This window comes from Jannaschia sp. R86511, from assembly GCF_042466345.1.
Classification (GTDB): Bacteria; Actinomycetota; Actinomycetes; order Actinomycetales; family JBBAYJ01; genus Aquipuribacter.
Genome location: NZ_JAXHCD010000001.1, coordinates 1,798,880 through 1,819,524, shown reverse-complemented (window position 1 = coordinate 1,819,524; position 20,645 = coordinate 1,798,880). Strand labels below are relative to the sequence as shown.

The window sequence follows — 20,645 nt, the reverse complement described above, 5'->3', positions numbered from 1 at the left end:
CCGGGACCTCCCGGCCGGCCCCGCCTCGCGTCTCGGCGCCCGCCACGTCCGCTGCCCGTCCGCCTCATCGGGAGACCTGCCGCGGACCGGGGAGGGTGTCGGCCGCCGTGCCGGCGCCCCGGGCGGCGAGCAGCCGCTCCTCGACCTCGACCGCCGGGACCGGCCGGCCCAGCAGGTAGCCCTGCAGGCCGTCGACGCCCAGCTCGCCCAGGACCGCGAGCTGCTCGGCCGTCTCCACCCCCTCGGCGACGACGTGCATGCCGAGGCTCGCCGCCAGTCCGGTGACCGCGCTCACCACCTGCCGCTCGCTCCCGTCGCCGCGTCCGAGGCCGCTGACGAACGACCGGTCGATCTTGAGGATGTCGACCGGCAGACGCAGCAGGTGGCTGAGCGAGCTGTAGCCCGTGCCGAAGTCGTCCAGGGCGATCCGGACGCCGGCCGCCCGCAGCCGGGTCATGACCTCGGTCGTGGTCGCCTCCTCCGACAGCGTCGCGGTCTCGGTGACCTCGACGACCAGGCAGTGCGGGGGCACACCGTGGCGACGCAGGACCGCCAGGACGTGCTGGTCGAACCCCGGGACGAACTGGCGACCGGACACGTTGACGGCGACGTAGAACTGCTCGTCGACGACCCCGCCGACCCGCCAGCGGGACGACTGGGCGACGGCCTCCTCGAGCACCCAGTCCCCGATGCCCGCGATCAGACCGGTCTCCTCGGCGAGCGGGACGAACTCCGACGGGGCGACGGGCCCCCAGGACGCGCTGACCCAGCGGAGCAGCACCTCGACGCCGCGGACCTGTCCGCTCACGCGGTCGACCACGGGCTGGTGCACGAGGGAGAGCTCGCCGTCGGCCAGCGCGTGGCGCAGACCGTTGCTCAGCAGCGTGGTGCGCTCGACCTCCGCGCGCAGCGTGTCGTCGAAGGCCCGCCACCGCCGGCGACCGTCCGCCTTGGCCCGGTACAGGGCGACGTCGGCGCGCCTCAGCAGGTCCTCCGTCGACCCCGCGCCGGCGCCGTCGCCCAGGGACGCGCAGCCGACGCTGACGGAGGAGAAGACCCGCCCCACGGACAGCTCCACGTCTGCGCTCAGGCCGGTCACCAGGGCGTCCAGCAGCCGGGTGAGGGCGCGCTCCGCCGCCCCGGGGGAGCCCGGGGCCGGCTCGCGCACCACGACGGCGAACTCGTCGCCTCCCATCCGGGCCACGAACGCGTCCGCGCCCACCGTCGCCCGCAGGCGGAGCGAGACGTCGCGGATGAGCTCGTCCCCGGCCTGGTGGCCGTACGTGTCGTTCACGTGCTTGAAGTGGTCGAGGTCGAGCAGGGCGAGGTGCGTGCTGCCCTCCCGGGCCACACCCGACCGGGCCACGGACTCGGCGAGGTGCCGCTCCAGGGCACGGCGGTTGGGCAGGCCGGACAGCAGGTCCTGCTCCGCCAGCCGGGCCAGCCGCACCTGCCCCCGGCGCATGGCCTCGGCCAGCGTGGCCACCAGGACGGCCACCGCGACGAGGGTGGCGGACGTCAGCAGCAGCACGCGCAGGTCGACGAGGGGGTCGCCCGGCATGAGCCGCAGCGCCACCGCGAAGCACAGGTTGGTCCACACCACGTGCGCCGTGGCCGTCGGCCGCGTGAACAGCGCGGCCGCGAAGGGCGTGGCCCAGAGGTAGAACAGCCGCGCGTCGCTGAGCGGTTCCTGCTGGGCGACGTAGGCGATGGTGACGACCAGCTGGATCACGGCGATGACGACGTGGAAGGACCAGCGGGGGGCGCGGTCGGCCAGCCCGCAGGCGAGGCAGGCTCCGATGAGCAGCGCCAGCACGGCCATGGTGGCCGCCACCGAGTCCCGGACGCCCGGGTGGGGCAGGAGCAGGTAGGCGAACCCGACGAGCGAACCGCAGAGGTACAGCGCCCCCAGCGAACGGGCCATGAGGCGGGTCGACAGCGGGGCCGGGCCCGGACCGCGGGACCGCTCGCCCCCGGCGGCCTCTGACGTCACCCTGTGAGGTTCGGACGAACGGGACCTGGCCTGTAGCGCCGGACCGGCAGCGCACCGGGACCTGGCAACGACGGGCTGCGGTCGTCAGCCGGTGCGCACGTCCAGCCGCCAGCCGGCCCCCTGCCGCTGCAGGTCCACGTCGAACCGTTCGCCCGCGGCCTCGGCCAGGGCCTGCGGCGAGCGCGGGATGCGGGCCCGCCGCTGCAGCAGGTGCCGGGCGAGCAGGCCACGGGTGTGCTTGGCGTCGTGGGAGACGACGACGTCGCCCCGCAGCACCCTGACCGCCACCGTCGCCTCGGCCGCGGCTCCGCGGGGCCGCCAGGCGGCTGCGTACGCCGCCGACCGGCAGTCCACGACGAGCCCGCCGGCCTCCGGCGCCAGGGCGGCCTCCAGCGCGGGGCGCCAGTGCGCCGCCAGCGGACCGACGCCCGGCAGGTGCGTGCCCATGGCCAGCCGGTACGCCGGCACGCGGTCCCCCGGCGACAGGGCACCCCACAGGGCCGACACGACGACCAGGTGCGAGCGCGCCCGCCGACGGGCCGTCGGCTCGAGCGAGGCGAGGTCCAGCGCCGTGAAGAGGACGCCGGAGTAGATGCGGGACATGTCGGCGGCGGGCTCCGTGGCCAGCCGGGTGTTGCGGGCCACCTCCCCGTGCAGCGACGCCCCGACCCCCAGCAGCCGGGGGGCGTCCGGCCGGGCCGAGGCGGCGACGAGGGCCTGGAGCACCTGGCGCCGGTGCGCCGTCAGGTCCGGCCGGGACAGGGCGTCCAGGTCGAACGGGCGGGCCCCGCGCCGGGCCTCGGTCTTGCCCTCCGACGGGGGCAGCAGGAGGAGCACCGGGCGAGGGTACGACGAGGGGCCCGGTCCGCCGGACCGGGCCCCTCGCGTGGTTCAGGTGATCAGGGCAGGAGCACCCGGTCGACCGTGTGGCCGATCTGGACCTGGCCCAGGTTGATGTCGATCGCGTCGAGCACCAGGAGCGCGTCCCGGTTGCCCTCGGCGTCGTCGACGACCGCGATGCTGCCGTCGTCGCGGACCTCGACGGTCAACGTGGTGCCCGCCGCGGTAGTCAGCGACGCCCCGTCGGACTCCACGACCACCGAGGAGTCGAGCGTCTGCCCCACGACGACGTGGCCGAGCAGGACCTGCTCGATCTCGTCGACCGCGAACGCCGCGGACAGCCTGCGGTCGAACGCCTGCTCGGCGCTGGTGCGGCCGGTCACCAGGCCGGTCGCCAGGAACGCGTCGTCGTTCGGCAGGAACGCCGTGACGGGCACGGTCGGGTCGAGCAGGATCCCGACCGGGCTGTCGGGCTTCGCCTCGAGGACCCGGAGCACCTGCGCGAGCAGGATGTCGTAGTCGTCCCCGTTCGCGTTGCGCAGCTCGGGCCCGGAGGTGTCGGCCAGCAGGATGCTGCCGAGCGAGATGTCCGTGCCCAGCGGCGCGACGGTGTCGAAGCCGACGACCACGGGGTTGTGGTCGCTGGCCCGGAACGCGAACGGCGCGTACAGCTCCGGGATGCCGGAGTCGTACTGGTAGGCGAACGGCTCGGCCGCGTTGACCTGCCAGATGTCGAAGCCGGTCACCTTCTCGAACGCCGGGGCGCTGACGAGGCCGTGGTCGAGGTTCCCGTTGCGCTGGTCGAACGTGTACGTGTAGTCGTCGAGGGTCTCGATGACGTCCACGAACCCGGCGTCCTCGAGCACGCGGATCGGGTCCTCCATGCCGTAGGAGTTGAAGTCGCCCATGAGGAACACGTCCTCGTCGGTCTCGGCGAGCTCCTCGGCGAACGCCGCGAGCGCACCGGCCTGCAGCGTCCGGTCGGCGTTGTACGCGCCCTGACCGTCGCCCTGGTCGGCGTTGGCCCCGGTGGCGCCGCCGGCACCCTTGGACTTGAAGTGGTTGCTGACGACCCAGAAACTCGTCGCCGTCCGCCGCGGCGAACCGCTGCGCGACCGGCTCACGGGCGTTGTCCCAGACGGTGCCGTCCGGGTCCTCGCCGCCGGACAGGGACTCGCCGACCAGGTCGACGACGTCGGTGCGGTAGATGATCGCGTTCTGGATGACGTCGGGGTTGTCCCGGAAGTACTCCGGGGTCTCCACGTGGGACCAGACCTCCGCCCCGAGGGCGGTGTTGAGCGCGTCCACCAGGGTCTCGGTCGCGACGTCCGCGTCCTTGCCGAACGGCACGCCGTACTCGATCTCCTGCAGGGCGACCACGTCGGCGTCGAGGGCGTTGATCGCCGTGACGATCTTGGCCTCCTGCTGCCGGAGCTCCGCCTCGGTGTCGGCGCCGCGCGCGTTGCCGCTCTCGGAGGTCAGGGTGACGAAGTAGTTCAGCACGTTGAACGCGGCCACGGTCACGTCCCCGCCGACGTCGGCCGGGGAGTCCTCGCGCGGGTTGGTCTGCGCGAAGTCGACCTGGTCCGGGGCGCCGGTCACCGGCTGGAGCCGCCACTGGCTGAACCCGTAGGACAGCACGTGGCCGCCGAGCTCGTCGACGGTGTCGCCGATGCGCAGCGACTGCTCGAGCGTCAGGTAGGGCACCGGCCGCAGGTTGGAGCGGCTGGACCCGTCGTCGATGACGATCTCGCGGGTGCGGTTCTCGGCCTCGACGGCGTTGGCGGGGGCGCCGGGCAGGGCCGCCTCGGTGCCGTTGACGAGGATCCCGCCGACGGACACGCGGACCTCGCCGAACTGCTCGAGCCCGAAGGCTCCGGTGACGGTGAGCTCGGAGGTGATGTCGACGACCATCGACTCGAACGGCTCGCGCTCGGCGTCGGTGGAGGGCATGGGCAGCACGACGGGCGCGGGGACCGCGGCGCCGCTGCTGCAGACGTCGACGGCGGCGTTGCCGACGTCGGAGCTGCCGACCTGCGTCAGGGTGAAGAACTCGTCGACGGTGCCACGCACCGTGACGACGTCCCCGACGGAGACCTCGGCCGGGGACCAGACGAAGATGCCGTCGGAGGTGGCGGCGTCGCCGTCGCCCGCGTCCTGGATGGTGAACCCGCTCAGGCCCGGGGTGTCGGAGGTGACGGTGCCGATCAGGGTGACCTGCTGGTTCTCGACCGGGCTGACCGCACCGCTGCCCTGGACCGCGCCGATGGTCGAGGTCGTGGGCGTGCCGCACAGCTCGGGCTCGGGCTCCGGGTCGGGGTCGCCACCCCCGCCGCCGACGGTGTCGTTGACCTCGCCGAAGGTGTTGGTGTCGTAGGAGCCCCACTCGCCCTCGACCAGCTGCAGCGACGCGCCGACCGGCTCGCTGCCGGCCTGCGCGACCCCGATGTCGGTGCTCGTCAGACCCTGCGCCGGGCCGTTGGACGCGGTCATGACGCCCTCGTAGGACAGGAACTGCACGACCGTGCCCTCGTCGTCGACCAGCGCGAGGCCGTCAGGGGCGCCGTTCTGGATGCCGTTGCTGGCGTACTCGAGCACGACGACGCCGTCGCCGCTCGGGTCGCCCGCGGGCTCGGTCACCGTGGTGCCCAGGTCGCGGGCCGTGCCGTAGGTGACGGCCGCCCCGGGGGTGTTGCCGTTGTAGAGCACGACGGTCCAGCCGGTGACGTCGGTGCCCAGGCCGGCCTGGACCTCGATGGCCTCACCCTCGTCGGTGCCGGCGTTGTCGTAGTGGATCTCGCTGACGAACGGCTCGCTGCCGCCGCCGGGGCCGCCGGCGGAGCCGTTGACGGCGCCGAAGCTGTTGGCGTCGGTGGCGGTCCAGGTGCCGTCCACCTTCTGCAGGGACGCACCGACCGGCTCGGAGCCGTTCTGCCCGACACCGATGTCGGTGCTGGTGGTGCCGTCGGCGGGGCCGCCGACCGCCGCGAACGTGCCCTCCCAGGACAGGAACTCCACGACGTCGCCGGCGGCGTCCACGAGCGCGACGCCGTCGGGGGCACCGTTCTGCAGGCCGTTGGCCGCGTAGGTCTCCACCACGACGCCGTCGCCGCTGGGGTCGCCGGCCGGCACGACGCCGGTCAGCGGCTGGGTCGCGGCCGGGGTCGAGTAGGGCGCACCGTTGTTGCCGTTGTAGCGGACCAGCGACCAGCCGGTCAGGTCGGTGCCGGCGGCGGCCTGGACCTCGACGGCCTCGCCCTCGTCGGTACCGGTGTTGTCGTAGTGGATCTCGCTGATGAACGGGATCTCGGTGGGGTCTGCGGCGGCACTCGCGGGGGCGGCGGCCAGGCCGACCGTCCCCACTGCGAGCGCCGCGGTGCACGCGACGAGCGTGCGGGCAGGACGAGCGGACGTTCCTGTCACTGGTGGTCCTTCCGTGGGGGTCTGACCGGGTGACGGTAGACACGCAAGGTGAACAAAGGAAGACCGTAGGCGAGTCGTCGGGTGACCATCCATGCCCGTTGTGCGCGGTCCGCGGCGGTTCGTCCGACCGCGGCCACCGGCTCTCAGCCGCCGCCGAGGACCTCCGCCAGCGAGAACCGCACCGGGTGGTCGAGCTGGTCGTAGGTGCAGGACGCCGGGTCGCGGTCGGGCCGCCAGCGCACGAACTGCGTGGTGTGCCGGAACCGGGGCCCCTCCATGTAGTCGTACCTGACCTCGACGACGCGCTCGGGCCGCAGCGGGACGAACGACAGGTCCTTCCCTGCGTTCCACCGGCTGGTCTCGTTCTTTCGGGGGGTGCGCTCCCCCGCCTCGTGCGCGGCCCAGTTCCACGGGTGCTCGTCGAAGGGCACCACCAGCGGCTGCAGCTCCTCGAACAGCTCCCGCCGCCGCGCCATCGGGAAGGCCCCGACCACGCCCACGCTGGCCAGGGTGCCGTGCTCGTCGTTCAACCCGAGCAGCAGCGAGCCCACCGCCCCCGGCCCGGACGCGTGCACCCGGTAGCCGGCCAGGACGCAGTCGGCCGTGCGCACGTGCTTGATCTTCGTCATCACCCGCTTGTCGGGCTGGTAGGTCAGGTCCAGCTTCTTGGCGACGAGGCCGTCCAGGCCCGCCCCCTCGAACACCTCGAACCAGCGCCGGGCCTCGTCCAGGTCCTGGGTGGCCGGGGTCACGTGCACGTCCGGGTGACGACCGGTCAGCACCTGCTCCAGCAACGCCCGTCGCTCGACCAGGGGGCGCGCGGTGAGGTCGTCGTCGCCCAGCGCCAGCAGGTCGAAGGCGACGAAGGCGGCCGGCGTCTGCTCCGACAGCATGGTGACGCGGCTGACGGCCGGGTGGATCCGTTGCTGCAACGCCTCGAAGTCGAGCCGGTTGGCCTGCGTGTCCACCACGACCACCTCGCCGTCGACGACGCAGCGGTCGGGGAACGCCTGCAGCACCGCCTGCACCACCTCGGGGAAGTAGCGGGTGAGCGGCTTCTCGTTGCGGCTGCCGATCACGACCTCGTCCCCGTCGCGGAACACGACGGCGCGGAAGCCGTCCCACTTGGGCTCGTAGTGCTGCCCCGGCGGGATCTCGGGGGCGGACTTGGCCAGCATCGGCTTGACCGGCGGCATCACAGGCAGCTGCACCCGCCTCAGTCTGCCCGTCCGGCGCCCCGGCCGCCGGACCTCGCCACCGTCACCCGTCGGGGCCAGACTGCGGGGATGGCCTCTGCAGCGGAGTCGCTCGACGTGGACGGCGTGCCGGTGCGCCTGACCAGCGGGGACCGGGTGGTGTTCCCGGCGCTGGGGAGCGAGGCCGGGACCAAGCGCCACCTGGCCGAGTACTACCGGACCGTGGCGACCCACCCGAGCGGGGCGATCATGACGGCGCTGCGGGACCGGCCGACGCACCTGCAGCGCTTCCCCGACGGGGTCGACGGCGACGAGGTCTACCAGAAGCGCCTGCCCAAGGGCGCCCCCGACGGGGTGCTGACCTGCCAGATCACGTTCCCCTCCGGCCGCCGGGCCGACGTGCTGCGGGTGACCCGCCCGGCCGACGTGGTGTGGGCGGCGCAGATGTCGACGGTGACCCTGCACCCCTGGCACACCCGCTGCGAGGACCCCGACCGCCCCGACGAGCTGCGCCTGGACCTCGACCCGCACGCGGGCACGGGTTTCGAGCAGGCCCGGTCGGTGGCGCTCGACGTGGTCCGCCCGGTGCTCGACGACCTGGGCCTGCTGGGGTTCCCCAAGACCAGCGGCGGACGGGGCGTGCACGTGTACGTCCGGGTGCGGCCCGACTGGGACTTCGTCGGGCTGCGGCGCGCCGCCATCGCCCTGGCCCGCGAGTGCGAGCGGCGCGCACCGGAGCGGGTCACGACGTCGTGGTGGAAGGAGCAGCGCGGCGAGCGCGTGTTCGTCGACTTCAACCAGAACGCCCGCGACCGCACCATCGCCGGCGCCTACTCGGTGCGCCGCACGCCGCGGGCCACCGTGAGCACGCCCGTGACCTGGGACGAGCTGGTGGACGTGGAGCCGGACGACTGCACGATGGTCACGGTGCCGGGGCTGCTGGACCGGCGCGGGGACCCGATGGCCGGCATCGACGACGTCGCCCACGACCTGCAGCCGCTGCTCGACCTGGCCGCCCGCGACGAGGCCGCGGGCCTCGGCGACCTGCCGTACCCGCCGAGCTACCCCAAGATGCCGGGCGAGCCGAAGCGGGTGCAGCCCAGCCGGGATGCTGCTCTGAACAGGAAGAACGCCGACCGAAGCGACTAGTCGGTAGCAAGCACAACGCTCGCTCACCTGATAACCTAGGTGACCATGAGCCCCAGCGCAAGCCGTCTCGACGACCTCGCGGCGTCGTTCGGCCGTCATCTCCGGGCCGAGGGCAAGGCGCCGCGCACCGCCGTCATCTACACCCAGTCCGTCACGCAGTTCAGCGCCTGGCTCGTCGAGAACGGCAGACCGACCGTCCTCAGCGAGTGCACGCGCGCAGCAATCAGGGAGTGGCTGGCCACACTGGCCGACCGCAACCTGCAGAACGGCACGATCCGCACCAGGTACAAGGGTCTGCACCGCTTCCTGGGCTGGGCCGTGGAGGAGGGCGAGCTGGAGACCCACCCCATGCGCGGCCTGGACGTTCCCGCCGCCCCCGCGAAGCCCGTACCTGTCCTGACCGACGCCGAGCTGGTCGCGTTGCTCAAAGCCTGCGCGGGCAAGGACTGGGCGGACCTGCGCGACGAGGCCATCGTCCGCCTGCTGCTCGACTGCGGCATCCGCGTCTCCGAGCTGACCGGCCTGAACGTCGGCGACATTGATCTGGACCGCGAGATGGCCCTGGTTACCGGGAAGGGCAACCGGATCCGCCCCGTCTACTTCGGCGCCCGCACCGGCCGCGCCCTGGACCGGTGGAAGCGGGCGCGGGCCAAGCACCGCTGGTCACACCTCGACGCCTTGTTCTTGTCTCAGCGAGGGGCCCTCACCGCCGACGGTGTCCGCAACATGCTGACCGAGCGAGGTCGACAGGCAGGCATCGAAGGGCTGCATCCCCACCGGTTCCGCCACACGTTCGCCCACGACTTCCTCGTCAGCGGTGGGCAGGAACGCGACCTCAAGCGCCTGGCCGGCTGGACCTCAGACGTGATGCTCGAGCGTTACGGCGCCAGCGCCGCAGATGCGCGTGCCGCTCAGGCCGCGCGCCGACTCAAGAGGGGGGATCGAGTGTGAGCCGAGGCCAGGACCTGCCGGACGAACCACCGGACGACCTTGACGAGGGCGACGCGCCCGTGGAAGTGAAGCAGCGTATTGCCCGAAGCATCAGCATGCGCGCCATGACGCCGGTGGAACGCGAGCGACGTCGGGCTGAGCAGGCTGCAGTGTTGGCCGAGGAGATCCTGAAGCGGCGCAAGAACCTGCGATCGCTGTCCGTGACCCGGTGCCCCAAGAAGGGGTGCGGTTCCATCCTCAGCGGCCTCTATGTCTTCGACGGAGATGTCGTTCTGTGGATGGAGGGGACAAGAACTCCGGGGGCCGTTGTCCGCGAACGGCTGGCCATGGCGGAGTTGGATGACGCAGCGGAGGCGTGCGTCAACCTGTGGCCCGAGGCGGCCGAGCAGCTCATGCACGAGGCCGAGCTTCGCGCAGGCGAATGGCTGGGCAAGAGCGGCCCGGGGGAATCGTCCCCGCCTGTTGCCTGGAGGCTTGAGACCTGGCCCCCAACCCAAGACGATCTTCGACGATCGAGTACCTGGAACATGATGGTGACGTGCCGCCGCTGCCAGGTGGACTGGTCGCTGGGTTGGCCGCGGGACATCATGCTCGCCGGACTGAACAAGGGTGAGGTTCACATCGATCGCATGTACCCGATCGGAGAGGCGTTCGATCACTCCCTGGATCGATACACGGACGTCATCCTGAACGGTGAGGAGCCACGTCTCGACGGCGTCGAGGACAACGCCTAGACGGTGTGCTAAATTACGTTGTTGTAGTTCAATAGCCCGCGCGTGATCCGCCGCACCTGCTCGTGACACTGGGCCGCACGAGAGACCACCCCTGAAGGGGGTCTCTTCGTCATGGACCGCACACTGCGCGCACAGATTGCCGCGCACACCAGCTGGGCTCGCACGCCTGACCGTACGGCTCGCACCGCAGCCGCCCGAGCCGCACTGCTGGCCAAGTTTGAGTCCGAGGTCGACCCGGACGGCACGCTCCCGCCCGCCGAGCGGGCCAAGAGGGCCGAGAACGCCCGGCGCGCCTACTACCTGCGCCTGGCCGCGAAGTCGGCCAGCTCCCGCCGTCAGCGGGCAGCCGAGCGCAACACCCTGGCCGTTGAGGCCGAGCTGGACGCCATCGCCGCCGAGGGTGGCGGTGCCCGGTGAGCGAGCCCGTCACCTTCGCCGAGGCAGCCAAGGTCACCCTCGCCGACATCATCTGGTCCGGGCAGCGCGAGGCGCAGCTGGCCTACATGCGCGGCCACCTCGACGTCCTCGACGTCCTGGGGATCGACACCAACCCCACCCCCGACCCTGCGTGGTGGACGGACTGGCTCGCCGAGCAGCGACGCGCTGCCGAGGCGGCACGGGACTACAGCAACAAGCCCGCGCCGAAGACCGCGGCCCAGATCCACGCCGAGGTCGCCCACAGCTGGAAGGTCGCCCAGCGCGAGATCGACGAGCGGCACGGGGGTGGCGAGTGAAGGACCGACGACGCCTCGTCACTGACCAGGCGCGCGTGGCGGCATGGGCCATCGACACCGCCCTGATCCGCCTGGAGCGCCTGCGAGCCGACGACCGCCTGCACGACAACCGGCCCCAGGTCGACCACCTCCTGCGCGACCACGCCATCGCCCTGCAGAGGTGCCTGCACCGTCTGTACGGGGAGGTCGAGCTGGACGACCCCGACGGCCAGCAGGTGCTGCTGCGTGCGTTCACCTCCGACCCCGAGGAGGACCGCCCGTGAGCCACCAGACCTACCCGGAGCCGCCCGGCTGGCAAATCGACCCCGACGGGACAGCACCCGCCCGCCCGCACGTCGACGAGGTCCACCGCGGGCAGCTCCGCATCGCACTGCGCCTGGCCGACGAGCACGCCGGGCGGCTGCTGTTCGTCGCCGGCATCGGCTGGCACGAGTGGACCGGCACGCGGTGGGAGCGCGACGAGAAGAACCGCGTCACCCTCGCCGTCCAGGCCACCCTAAAGAACGCGTTGATCGAGGCAGCGGACATGTCGTCCGACGACCGCAAGGTGCTGCACGCGGACGTCCGCAAGTGCGAGTCCAAGACCGGCGTCGACGGGGTGCTGTGGCTCGCATCCGCCATGCCCCAGTTCGCCGTCACCGCCCGGGAGCTGGACGCCGACCCGTACACCCTCAACACCGCCACCGGCACCCTCGACCTGCGCAGCGGTGCCCTGCGCCCCCACGACCCCGCTGAGCACATCACCAAGGTGTGCGGCACCGGCTACGACGTGACGGCCACCGCCGCGTCCTGGGAGGCCTTCCTGGAGGCGTCCATCCCCGACCCCGAGGTGCGGGCGTTCCTGCGCCGCCTCATCGGACTCGCCCTCGTCGGGAAGGTCGTCGAGCACGTCCTGCCGATCTTCACCGGCACCGGCCGCAACGGCAAGGGGGTGTTCGCGCGGGCCATCGCCCTGGCCCTCGGTGACTACACCATCGAGGCCGAGCCCGAGCTGCTGCTGGCGTCGAAGTACGGGGCCCACCCCACGGGCCAGCTCGACCTGCGGGGCGCACGGCTCGCCACCGTCCAGGAGACAGACCAGGGGCGTGAGCTGGCCGTCGGCACCGTCAAGAGGCTCACCGGCGGCGACCCGATCCGGGCACGGGCCATGAGACAGGACTACGTGCAGTTCGACCCCTCGCACCTGGTCATCCTCACGACCAACCACCTGCCCGCCGTACCCGCCGACGACCCCGCGCTGTGGTCACGGTTGCTGGTCGTGCCCTGGGACGTGTCGTTCGCGGGCCGCGAGGACACGGGACTGACCGACCGGCTCGCCCTGGAGCTGCCCGGCATCCTGCGCTGGGCCGTGGCCGGGTACGAGGAGTACACCCGCATCGGCCTGTCCCCGCCCGAGGCCGTCAAGGTGGCAACCGACGGCTACAGGGCCACCGCAGACGACCTCGCCCGCTTCCTCGAGGAGGAGTGCCTGACCGGCCCTCACTGGTCCGTGCGCAGGGGTGAGCTGTGGGAGGCATGGACGGCGTGGTGCCGCAGTGCCCACGTCGAGTCGGGACGTCAGCCGGACTTCACCAAGGCCCTCGAACAGCGTGGATTCACCCAAGGTGCCACCCGCGGCCAGAAGCTGTGGCGTGGGGTTGCTCTGCAGGGCGAGGACGAATCCGCAGGTCAGGACCGGTATGGCGACTAGGGGGTGTCGGGGGTGTCGGTCCAGAAGTATTCCGCCTAGGAACTACTTCCCCAAGAGTCATACGGAAGAGGGGACACCACCGACACCCCCACCCCCTGGTGAGGTACAGACCAGACCCGACCACGGTCCACGCCCATGACCCGAGGCGGGTCCACCAGAGCCTGGCGCGCACTCCGAGCAGCTGTCGCCGAACGTGACGGCTACCGCTGCACCTACCCCCAGCCCGATGGCCACCCCTGCCGGCAGTACGCCCCCCTCGCAGGACCAGGCGCAGGCCACGCCGACCACGTCGTCCCCGTCAAGCACGGCGGCACCGACACCCTCACCAACCTCCGCTGGCTATGCGCCCCGCACAACCTCGGCCGCGGCACCAACCCCGACCCCGCACCCCTCAGAGATTGGACCTGGTGACATGGACACCACCCTCGACATCCTCACCGCCCTCGCCCTGGCCTGCCTCATCCTCGGCGTCAGCGTCGTCTGGTTCGCAGCCGGCTACGTCACCGCGCTCGCCCACCGCAACGCCAACATCCTCAATGCCCTCAAGCGCACCAATTCTTGAGCACGGCGTGTCGCGCTTGACACCCCGCGCCTGTCCCTTTCCCTCCCGACGGATCTACCCGAAGTGCACGCATGTGTCCGGGACAGTCCGTAGCGTCCGAACTTGCACGCGCCTTCATCAGGAAGGTCCTCAGCAGAATCGAGCAAGCATGAGCATCGAGGCGGACTACCTGCTGCAGCAGGTCATTGAGAGCGCCAACCGAGACGACGGTGACGGCGAGGGCATGGGGATCACGCTCACGACCACCGGGGGCATCGTGAGCGGGTACCTCATCTCGCGCTCCCGATGGCGGCGCCTGTACCTGGGTGAGTCTCAGGAGCAGCGAATGGCCGACGTCGCCGAGAAGGAGCAGGAGTACGCCCAGAAGCAGGACGATCTGAAGGAGGCCCTGCTGTCTGCGATCGAGGCTTCGGACCTGGACAACCCGAACTTGTACTCAGGGGTCAAGGACATGTTTCCCGAGGTGGGCTTCGTTCACCTGCGGGAGGCGCGTTTCAGTGGGGGAAACGGCCTCATGCCTGCAGAGGGCTGCATCTGGCGTGGTTCCCTCCGCCATGTTGTCGGCTGGACCGTTGGGGTTCTCACGAGCGGTGAGCCGAGCGCCTGACGCTCAGGCCGGCACTCCCGGCTTGATCTGACGGGCGGGCGCATGATCCAACGCCCACAGAGCGGCGCTGCAGGCTTCCAGGGCTGCGGCGCCGCTCGTGCGTCGCCACACCCACCGGTCACCGAGCGGGCGGGCCTCGGCCACCGCGGCGGCACGGTCCAGGGCCGGGTGGCCGGGGTGCCGGACGGCCCCCGCGACGATGAGCTGGAGGACCTGGTCCGCGGCTGCCGCGTACTGGCTGCTCCCGAGGCTCACGACGGGCGCGGCGAGGCTCAGCCGATGCTGGGTCACGGCGACGTCCACGAGGGCCGCAGCGGGCCCTCCAGCGTCGTGGCCCACGGCGATGGGCTTACGGCTGGCGGCGACCTCGGCGAGGCGTGCGGGCACCCAGGACGTGCCTGGACGCTCGTCGACGACGTCCACAACGACGGTGTTCCCGTCGCGCCATGCCGCACCGATGACGGCGCCGGCCCGGTCGGGGTCCGCGGCGACACCGAACGCGACCTTGCCGGTGGGTGGGTCCCACCGTCCGGTGGCTCGGCACGCGGCCCAGGTCTCGAGCGGGACCAGGCTCTCCCGGGCTGCGGTCCACCGGTTGGCGAACGCTCGCAGGAACTCACCGGGGGCCATCGTGGTGGCGGCGGCGAGGACGGCCGAGCGGCGCACCAGCTCCCCGGGGTGCGCGGTCAGGGTGAGGTCGACGGCCTCGGCGACCGCGGCGTCGCTGCCGTCGTGCAGCAGGGTCTCGATGCGGGCGGCGGTGTCGTCGTCGACAGACCAGTCGAAGAACGCTGTCCCTGCAGCCCCGGCGCGGCCCTTGTCGACGAGGCGGCGCAGCAGGGTGGACGCGGGGGTGCCGGCGGTGGACACCCACCACGCCTGACCGCCGGTGGTGGCGAGGGTGGGGCGCACGGCCTGCTCGAGGGCGACACCGCGTGCCTCCTCGAACGCCCAGGTCTCGTCGACGGCGACGATGTCGGCGTGCTGGCCGTGCAGGCCGGTCTCGGACGGGGGGAACGGGCGGACGCTGGAGCCGTTGCCGGGCAGGTACAGGCCCTCGCTGCCGATGGCTGCGCGCAGGGTGACGAGGTCGGCGATGCCGGGGGCGCGGGCGACGCGGGGGCCAAGCTCGCGCATGAGCAGGTCTGAGGCGACGGCGCGGGTCTGGGCGGTCTGCCAACAGCGGGCATCTGGCTTCATGAGGGCCCGGTGCAGCAGGACGGGTCCGAGCAGGGTGGACTTGCCGGACTGGCGGGGCGTGCCGACGACGACGTCGGTGTAGGCCCACTCCCCTGCCTGGTCGACCTCCAGGGCGACGTCGGCGACCTGCTGCTGCCACGCCTGCAGGGGGAACCCGAGGACCTTGGCCAGGCGACCCACGGCGGGCCCGTAGCTCTTGCGCCCAGGGTCCCTGACTGTGGCCTGCCGGGGCGGTGCGGGGGCCCGACGCACGCTCACTCCGGCTGGGTCAGGGAGGCCAGGAAGGTGTCGGCGCTGTCGGGGGTGCTGCCGCCGGCGAGGCCGAGGGCGGCGAGGACTTGGCGCAGCTCGCGGGACAGCTCGGCGAGGGCGCGGGCGTCTCCGGCTGCGGCGTCGAAGGTCTGGGCCAGGGAGGTGGCCTGCTGCGCCAGGACCTCGCGGGCGTGAGTCATCGCGCCGCCGTCGCGCAGGTCCGCGATGGCGGTCACGAGGGCGCCCTCGACGGGTCCTGCTCTGGTCGACACGCTCCCAGTCTACCCGCTGCTGCTCGTTTGAGCGGCTATCCGCTCATCTGAGGAAGGATGGTGGTGTGCCGATGGGTTGGAGTGCGCTGGTCGCGGCGACGCGGGTCCTGTCCTCGACCCCACCGGCTGCCCATGCGTCCCTGCCGGCCGTGCAGGGCGACGTCGCCCAGGTCGCGGACCTGCCCGCCGGTGTCGCCGAGGCGTTCGGCATCAACGTCACCCAGAGCCGGGTGACGCGGGATCACGCGATGCGCGTGCCGTCGGTGCGTCGGGCCCGCGCGATCATCTGCCCGACGGTGGGTGGGATGCCGCTGCGCGCGATGCGCCTGCCGGCCGCCGCGAACGGCCGCCCGGCCCCGACCAGCCCGGACTCGACCCCGGTGTTCCGGCAGATGCTGGCCCGCCCGGAGCCGGACACGGTGCGCTCGTCGACGCTGACGTGGACCGTGGACTCGCTGCTGTTCCACGGCGTGGCCTGGTGGTACGTCACGGGCCGCGACGCCCAGGGCTTCCCGCTGGAGGTTGAGCGGGTCGACGTGTCCCGTGTGCAGGTCGACGCGGCCGAGCGCGTCCAGATCGACGGGGTGCTGGTCCGGGACGAGGACGTCATTCGGTTCGACGCCCCCGACGAGGGCGTGCTGAACACCTCCGCCGAGCTGCTGTGCACGGCCCTGGACCTGCTGCGCACCACGCGCGTCATGAGCCAGCCCACGGCCCCGCTGACGGTCCTGCGGGACCTGCGCACCGACGGTGAGCCGGTGTCCCGGGAGGACGCCGACGGCATCCTGGACGACTGGGAGCGCAACCGCCGCCGCCGCGCCCTGGCCTGGGTGCCCGCCAACGTGGGCGTCGAGCACCCGGACTGGGACCCCGCCAAGCTGGGCCTGTCGGAGTCCCGTGAGCAGACCGCCATCGACGTGGCCCGTGCCTTCAACCTGCCGGCGTCGTGGCTCGCAGCCCCCGACGGCGGGTCCCTGACCTACCGCAACGCCCGGGACCTGCGCACCGACCTGGTCGGGCTGACCCTGGCGCCGTTCATGACGGCCATCACCGAGCGGCTGTCCATGCCGGACGTGACGCCCCGCGGGCAGGTCGTGGAGTTCGACACCAGCGGCTTCCTGGCCGGGTCACGTCGGGACCGCATCGACGACGCCGCAGCCGCGGTGGGCGCCGGGCTCATGAGCGTCGACGAGGCCCGCCGCGAGTTCCTGCAGCTCCCCCCGGCCGAGGCCGCCCCGGCCCCAGTCGCTCCCCCCGCACCGCCCGAGGAGGCCAGCTGATGGCTGCCCGATCCACGGCCACCCAGGCCGCACCCCCCGCCCCTGCGAGCACGGACGAAGGGCCGGCGGACAACGGCCCCCGCACCGGTGTCCGTCAGGTCACCGGCCTGGCCGTCCCCTACGGCGAGAACGGGACCGGCAGCGTCGGCCGGGTCCGCTTCAGTGCGGGCAGCGTCGCGCACTCCGACCCCGCCCTGCGCCGCATCCCCCTGCTGCTCGAGCACGACCGCTCCCGGCCGGTGGGCGTCGTCACGGACCTGGTCGAGTCGCCCGAGGGTCTGACCTTCACCGCGTCCGTCGACCCCGGGGCCGACGGTGACCTGGTCCTGGCGCAGCTGGCGTCCGGGTCCCGCACGGGCGTGTCCATCGGCCTGGACCTCGACGACAAGGTCGTGGAGCAGATCACCCGCCGTCGCGGCACCGCGGCCATCGAGGCCTCCGGCTTCCTGCGCGAGCTGTCGGTCACGTCCGTGCCGGCGTTCGACTCCGCCCGCGCGTCCACCACCTCGCCCGCACCCGCGGTGTCCGGGGACCACGCAGCACCGGCCGCGCCGTCACCGACGGCCCGGGAGCACCTGACCACCGCAGCCCAGGAGGGCGACATGACCACGTTCGCAACCATGACCGCGCCCGCCAAGGGCAAGGACGACACGCGGGAGGCGACCCCGACCGACGGTGGCCGTCCCACCACCGACGAGGGCGGTCGCCCGGTCGTCGACGAGACGGGCACCGCGACGCACTCCGCGCCCGGTCAGGCTCCGCGCGCCGGTCGTCTGCCCGGTGCCGGTGGTGGCGTCGCCCGCTCGACGTTCACCAGCTATGGGCGCGGTGAGCACTCCGTGGCCCGCGACCTGCTCGCCTCCCGCAGCGGCGACACCGACGCCCAGGCCCGCCTGAGCGCGATGCACGAGGCCGCCCGCACCCGGACCGCCGAGTTCGCCGTGGCCGACCGCGACGACTTCGACAACTCCGGCGACGCGTCGTTCATCAAGCCCGCCTACCGGCCCGAGCTGCTGGTGGCTCCCCTGCCCTACCAGCGTCCGTTCCTGGCGCGTCTGAGCAACCGGACGACCCTGTCCAACGCCCAGCCGTTCGTAGTCCCCACCGGCCGCCCCGAGTTCACCGGCGTCGGCCTGCACACCGAGGGCACCGCGCACGTCGCCGAGGGCACCCTGTCGGCCCTGTCCACGATCACCGTGACGCCCCGGGCCATGTCCGGCGCGTGGCGCGGCAGCCGGGAGCTGATCGAGCAGTCCACCCCGAGCATCGACGCCATCGTCACCGCCGCGATGCAGCAGAACTACCTCAACGCGACCGAGGCGTACGTCCTGGCGACCGTCAAGGCCGGCGCCGGTGCGGCGACCCCCCTGGCCGACGCGGCTGCGGTCGAGGACGCGATCCTGGACCGCGCCTTCGCCCGGCAGGGCATGAGCGGCTTCGTCGTCGTCGGCAGCGCCGCGTACCGGCACCTCGCCGGCCTGACGCTCGCCGGTGGTGAGCCCCGGTACCCGGCCCTCGCGCCGGTCAACCGCAACGGCGTCGCGTCCGCGCTGGACGTGCTGTCCATCCGGGGCGTCAACATCGTCCCGGTCGTCGGTCTGGGCGCGTGGGAGGTCCTGCACGTCGAGCCCGACGCCGTCCTGGTCGGTGAGTCCGCGGTCCGCACGTTCTCCTTCCAGGAGGTCGAGGGCCCCGGCGTCATCAAGCTGGCCCTGTGGGCGTACCAGTGCGCCGCGGTGCTGGACCCCTCCGGCGTCGAGCTGTACTCGCTCACCGACCCGGACGCCTGAGCCGATGCCCACGCCCACGGCAGCCCTGACCGACCTCGTCGGCCAGCGCCTCGCGGTCCGCCTTCAGGTGGCCCTCGACGACGCGGTCAACGAGTCGGCCGGTGCTGCCGTGGGCTGGCTCGCCAGCGTCCGACCCGACCTCGCCGACGACCTCGGTCTGCTCGACGACACCCTGCCCGCCGACGTGCTCGAGGGCACCCTGCTCATGGGGGCCCGCCTGTACGCCCGCCGAGGCACGCCCGTGGGCGCCCAGCCCGGCGTCGAGGGCGGTGGTGGAGGCCTGCTGCGCGTCGACCCCGACGTGGAGCGCCTGGTCGGTATCGGCCGGCACCGCCACCCCCGCGGGCTGATCGCATGACCGCCTCCCGCGTCCAGGCCGGGCTGGCCCTCACCGAACGCGTCCAGGCCGCCCTGACCGCCTCACCCCAGACGTGGCCCCAGCGCGCCACCCTCGACCCCGCAGCCGCCGCCACAGCCGCCATGCAGGGCGTCGCGGTGCTCATCGCCCCACCGGTCCTGGCCTTCGACGTGGCACCCCCGCACGCCAGCGCCACCTGGACCCTCGTCGTCCTGTCCGGGCACTCCGACCCCGTCATCGGCTGGCAGCGCATGGACGCCGCCGTGACCGCCCTGCACGACGCCCTGTCCCTGACGTCCGCCACCCCCGTGGCGTGGCAGCTCACCAACGGCGGTCCGCCCGTGGCCGCCTACGAAGTCACCTATGAGGAGGCGGTCTGAGTGCCGATCACCCAGTCCAAGCTCAAGAACGGTTCCCTGACCTTCGCCGTGGGCGCCGAGGAGCCGGCCGAGTTCAACACTCAGGCCACCAACGTCCGCATCACCCCCGGCTACGACGAGGAGGGTGACGCCGTCACCGTCCTGTCCGGGGACAGCCTGACCCCCGACACGGTCCGCACGAACGAGCTGACCATCGGCGCCATCCAGGACTTCACCGACCCCGCCGGGTTCGTGGCCTACATGTGGGCCAACGACCTCGCCGAGGCCGCGTTCGTCTGGGAGACCGACACCGCCGCCAACGACGGGGTCCGCTTCACCGGCCTCGTCCAGCTGCGTGCACCCGAGGTCGGTGGCGACGTGAACGCCCGCCTGACGACCGAGCTGACCCTGATCGTCAACGGGCCCGTCACGGGTCCCACGCCGGTCACGGTCTGAGATGTCCAAGCCGCTGGCCACGTACCGAGTGGAGGGCGCGCGCGAACTCCGCCGCACCCTGCGCACGGTGCATGACGGCGTCGAAGATCTCAAGGACGCCAACGCCCAGGCCGCGGCCATCGTCGCGTCCGCGGCCGTCGCGCGAGCACCACGCCGCACCGGTCGGCTGATCTCCAGCGTCCGAGGCAACCGGGCGGCCGGGCGGGCGACCGTCACCTACGGCGGCGCGCGCCTGCCGTACGCCGGGCCCATCCACTGGGGTCACCCGGCCCGCAACATCGCCGCCCAGCCGTTCGTCACCGACGCCGCCACCGACACCGAGCCGGTGTGGCTGCCCGCGTACGAGCGGGCCCTACAGAGCCTGCTGGCAACCGCCAGCCGGTACAGCGTCTAGGAAGGCCCGACCCATGGACCTGCTGTCCTTCACCCCCAACGAGCTCGCCATCGCCCGCAGCAAGATCAACGGCCACAACCTGCTGGGCGTCATCGGTGACCCGGGCCACGGCTACTTCCCCGAGGCCGTCGCCGCGGCTGTCTGGCTCAAGGGCAAGCGCGAGGGCTCGACCGACAAGTTCGAGGCCTACCTGGCCCGCCCGCTGACCGACCTGATGGACGACCTGGGTCTGCACGAGGACACCGACGAGGCCGACGGCGAGGACGAGGGCGAGGCCCTGGACCCTCCGACGCCGAGCTGAGCCCCGAGGACCTGGTTCTGCTCGGCTACCGGACCGGTCACACCCCGGCCCAGCTGCGGGACTGCAGCCTCCGCGAGCTGCACCTGATGCGCCAGATACGTGAC

At 72.5% G+C, this 20,645-nt stretch carries 23 protein-coding genes and 1 pseudogene; 17 read left to right on the top strand and 7 right to left on the bottom strand.

The genetic code is table 11. The features are described from left to right. Nucleotides 1-64 precede the first annotated feature (64 nt). From SJY06_RS08740 to SJY06_RS08720, 5 genes and pseudogenes are all read right to left on the bottom strand, one after another. Nucleotides 65-1,993, bottom strand: a complete 1,929-nt coding sequence (locus tag SJY06_RS08740; RefSeq protein ID WP_380166629.1) for a putative bifunctional diguanylate cyclase/phosphodiesterase — start codon at nucleotides 1,991-1,993, stop codon at nucleotides 65-67. Nucleotides 1,994-2,077: 84 nt separating this feature from the next. Continuing rightward, nucleotides 2,078-2,830: a YaaA family protein gene (locus SJY06_RS08735; RefSeq protein WP_380166627.1), complete on the bottom strand. Its 753-nt coding sequence runs from the start codon at nucleotides 2,828-2,830 to the stop codon at nucleotides 2,078-2,080. A gap of 62 nt (nucleotides 2,831-2,892) precedes the next feature. Further along, complete coding sequence (locus tag SJY06_RS08730) at nucleotides 2,893-3,717, bottom strand: fasciclin domain-containing protein (RefSeq protein WP_380169687.1); 825 nt, start codon at nucleotides 3,715-3,717, stop codon at nucleotides 2,893-2,895. 214 nt (nucleotides 3,718-3,931) lie between these two features. Then, nucleotides 3,932-5,326, bottom strand: a pseudogene (locus tag SJY06_RS08725) (ExeM/NucH family extracellular endonuclease); the annotation flags it as partial. 1,073 nt (nucleotides 5,327-6,399) lie between these two features. After that, nucleotides 6,400-7,467, bottom strand: coding sequence for an ATP-dependent DNA ligase (locus SJY06_RS08720; RefSeq protein WP_380166625.1), 1,068 nt, complete (start codon nucleotides 7,465-7,467; stop codon nucleotides 6,400-6,402). Nucleotides 7,468-7,542: 75 nt separating this feature from the next. On the opposite strand from SJY06_RS08720, the gene SJY06_RS08715 reads away from it, so the two are divergent. From SJY06_RS08715 to SJY06_RS08670, 10 genes are all read left to right on the top strand, one after another. Beyond that, entirely contained in the window at nucleotides 7,543-8,601 is a 1,059-nt protein-coding gene (locus SJY06_RS08715) for a DNA polymerase domain-containing protein (protein ID WP_380166623.1), read from the top strand. A gap of 45 nt (nucleotides 8,602-8,646) precedes the next feature. Continuing rightward, complete coding sequence (locus tag SJY06_RS08710) at nucleotides 8,647-9,552, top strand: tyrosine-type recombinase/integrase (RefSeq protein WP_380166621.1); 906 nt, start codon at nucleotides 8,647-8,649, stop codon at nucleotides 9,550-9,552. Then, on the top strand, nucleotides 9,549-10,286 hold the full coding sequence (locus SJY06_RS08705; RefSeq protein WP_380166619.1) for a hypothetical protein: 738 nt from the start codon (nucleotides 9,549-9,551) through the stop codon (nucleotides 10,284-10,286). Before SJY06_RS08710 ends, SJY06_RS08705 begins: the two co-directional genes overlap by 4 nt. Nucleotides 10,287-10,397: 111 nt before the next feature. Beyond that, complete coding sequence (locus SJY06_RS08700) at nucleotides 10,398-10,703, top strand: hypothetical protein (RefSeq protein WP_380166618.1); 306 nt, start codon at nucleotides 10,398-10,400, stop codon at nucleotides 10,701-10,703. Further along, a complete protein-coding gene (locus tag SJY06_RS08695; RefSeq protein ID WP_380166616.1) occupies nucleotides 10,700-11,020 on the top strand; it encodes a hypothetical protein in 321 nt (106 codons plus the stop codon). The genes SJY06_RS08700 and SJY06_RS08695 overlap by 4 nt, the downstream gene beginning before the upstream one ends. A 35-nt stretch (nucleotides 11,021-11,055) precedes the next feature. Then, nucleotides 11,056-11,283, top strand: coding sequence for a hypothetical protein (locus tag SJY06_RS08690; protein ID WP_380166614.1), 228 nt, complete (start codon nucleotides 11,056-11,058; stop codon nucleotides 11,281-11,283). Further along, nucleotides 11,280-12,710, top strand: a complete 1,431-nt coding sequence (locus SJY06_RS08685) for a phage/plasmid primase, P4 family (protein ID WP_380166612.1) — start codon at nucleotides 11,280-11,282, stop codon at nucleotides 12,708-12,710. The genes SJY06_RS08690 and SJY06_RS08685 overlap by 4 nt, the downstream gene beginning before the upstream one ends. Before the next feature lie 135 nt (nucleotides 12,711-12,845). Next, on the top strand, nucleotides 12,846-13,121 hold the full coding sequence (locus tag SJY06_RS08680; protein WP_380166610.1) for an HNH endonuclease: 276 nt from the start codon (nucleotides 12,846-12,848) through the stop codon (nucleotides 13,119-13,121). Nucleotide 13,122: 1 nt separating this feature from the next. Further along, nucleotides 13,123-13,272, top strand: coding sequence for a hypothetical protein (locus SJY06_RS08675; protein ID WP_380166608.1), 150 nt, complete (start codon nucleotides 13,123-13,125; stop codon nucleotides 13,270-13,272). Between the two features lie 148 nt (nucleotides 13,273-13,420). Further along, nucleotides 13,421-13,879 carry a hypothetical protein gene (locus SJY06_RS08670; RefSeq protein WP_380166606.1) on the top strand — a complete coding sequence of 153 codons (459 nt, stop codon included), beginning with the start codon at nucleotides 13,421-13,423 and terminating at the stop codon, nucleotides 13,877-13,879. A gap of 3 nt (nucleotides 13,880-13,882) precedes the next feature. Here the strand turns inward: SJY06_RS08670 and SJY06_RS08665 are convergent, their stop codons facing one another. Together SJY06_RS08665 and SJY06_RS08660 are read right to left on the bottom strand one after the other, a co-directional pair. Beyond that, entirely contained in the window at nucleotides 13,883-15,259 is a 1,377-nt protein-coding gene (locus SJY06_RS08665) for a hypothetical protein (RefSeq protein WP_380166604.1), read from the bottom strand. A 74-nt stretch (nucleotides 15,260-15,333) separates the two neighbouring features. Beyond that, nucleotides 15,334-15,603: a hypothetical protein gene (locus SJY06_RS08660; protein WP_380166602.1), complete on the bottom strand. Its 270-nt coding sequence runs from the start codon at nucleotides 15,601-15,603 to the stop codon at nucleotides 15,334-15,336. A 71-nt stretch (nucleotides 15,604-15,674) separates the two neighbouring features. On the opposite strand from SJY06_RS08660, the gene SJY06_RS08655 reads away from it, so the two are divergent. From SJY06_RS08655 to SJY06_RS08625, 7 genes are read left to right on the top strand one after another with little or no spacing between them, the layout of a single operon-like run. Then, complete coding sequence (locus SJY06_RS08655) at nucleotides 15,675-16,883, top strand: phage portal protein (protein ID WP_380166600.1); 1,209 nt, start codon at nucleotides 15,675-15,677, stop codon at nucleotides 16,881-16,883. Next, nucleotides 16,883-18,673, top strand: coding sequence for an HK97 family phage prohead protease (locus SJY06_RS08650; RefSeq protein WP_380166598.1), 1,791 nt, complete (start codon nucleotides 16,883-16,885; stop codon nucleotides 18,671-18,673). The genes SJY06_RS08655 and SJY06_RS08650 overlap by 1 nt, the downstream gene beginning before the upstream one ends. A 4-nt stretch (nucleotides 18,674-18,677) precedes the next feature. Then, nucleotides 18,678-19,031: a hypothetical protein gene (locus SJY06_RS08645; RefSeq protein ID WP_380166596.1), complete on the top strand. Its 354-nt coding sequence runs from the start codon at nucleotides 18,678-18,680 to the stop codon at nucleotides 19,029-19,031. Next, nucleotides 19,028-19,411 carry a hypothetical protein gene (locus SJY06_RS08640; protein ID WP_380166594.1) on the top strand — a complete coding sequence of 128 codons (384 nt, stop codon included), beginning with the start codon at nucleotides 19,028-19,030 and terminating at the stop codon, nucleotides 19,409-19,411. The genes SJY06_RS08645 and SJY06_RS08640 overlap by 4 nt, the downstream gene beginning before the upstream one ends. After that, the gene (locus tag SJY06_RS08635; protein WP_380166592.1) at nucleotides 19,412-19,846 is read left to right on the top strand and encodes a hypothetical protein; all 435 of its coding nucleotides are present in this window, start codon (nucleotides 19,412-19,414) and stop codon (nucleotides 19,844-19,846) included. 1 nt (nucleotide 19,847) lies between these two features. Beyond that, complete coding sequence (locus SJY06_RS08630) at nucleotides 19,848-20,240, top strand: HK97 gp10 family phage protein (RefSeq protein ID WP_380166590.1); 393 nt, start codon at nucleotides 19,848-19,850, stop codon at nucleotides 20,238-20,240. A 13-nt stretch (nucleotides 20,241-20,253) separates the two neighbouring features. After that, nucleotides 20,254-20,541, top strand: coding sequence for a hypothetical protein (locus tag SJY06_RS08625; RefSeq protein WP_380166588.1), 288 nt, complete (start codon nucleotides 20,254-20,256; stop codon nucleotides 20,539-20,541). The last annotated feature ends 104 nt before the right edge of the window (nucleotides 20,542-20,645 follow it).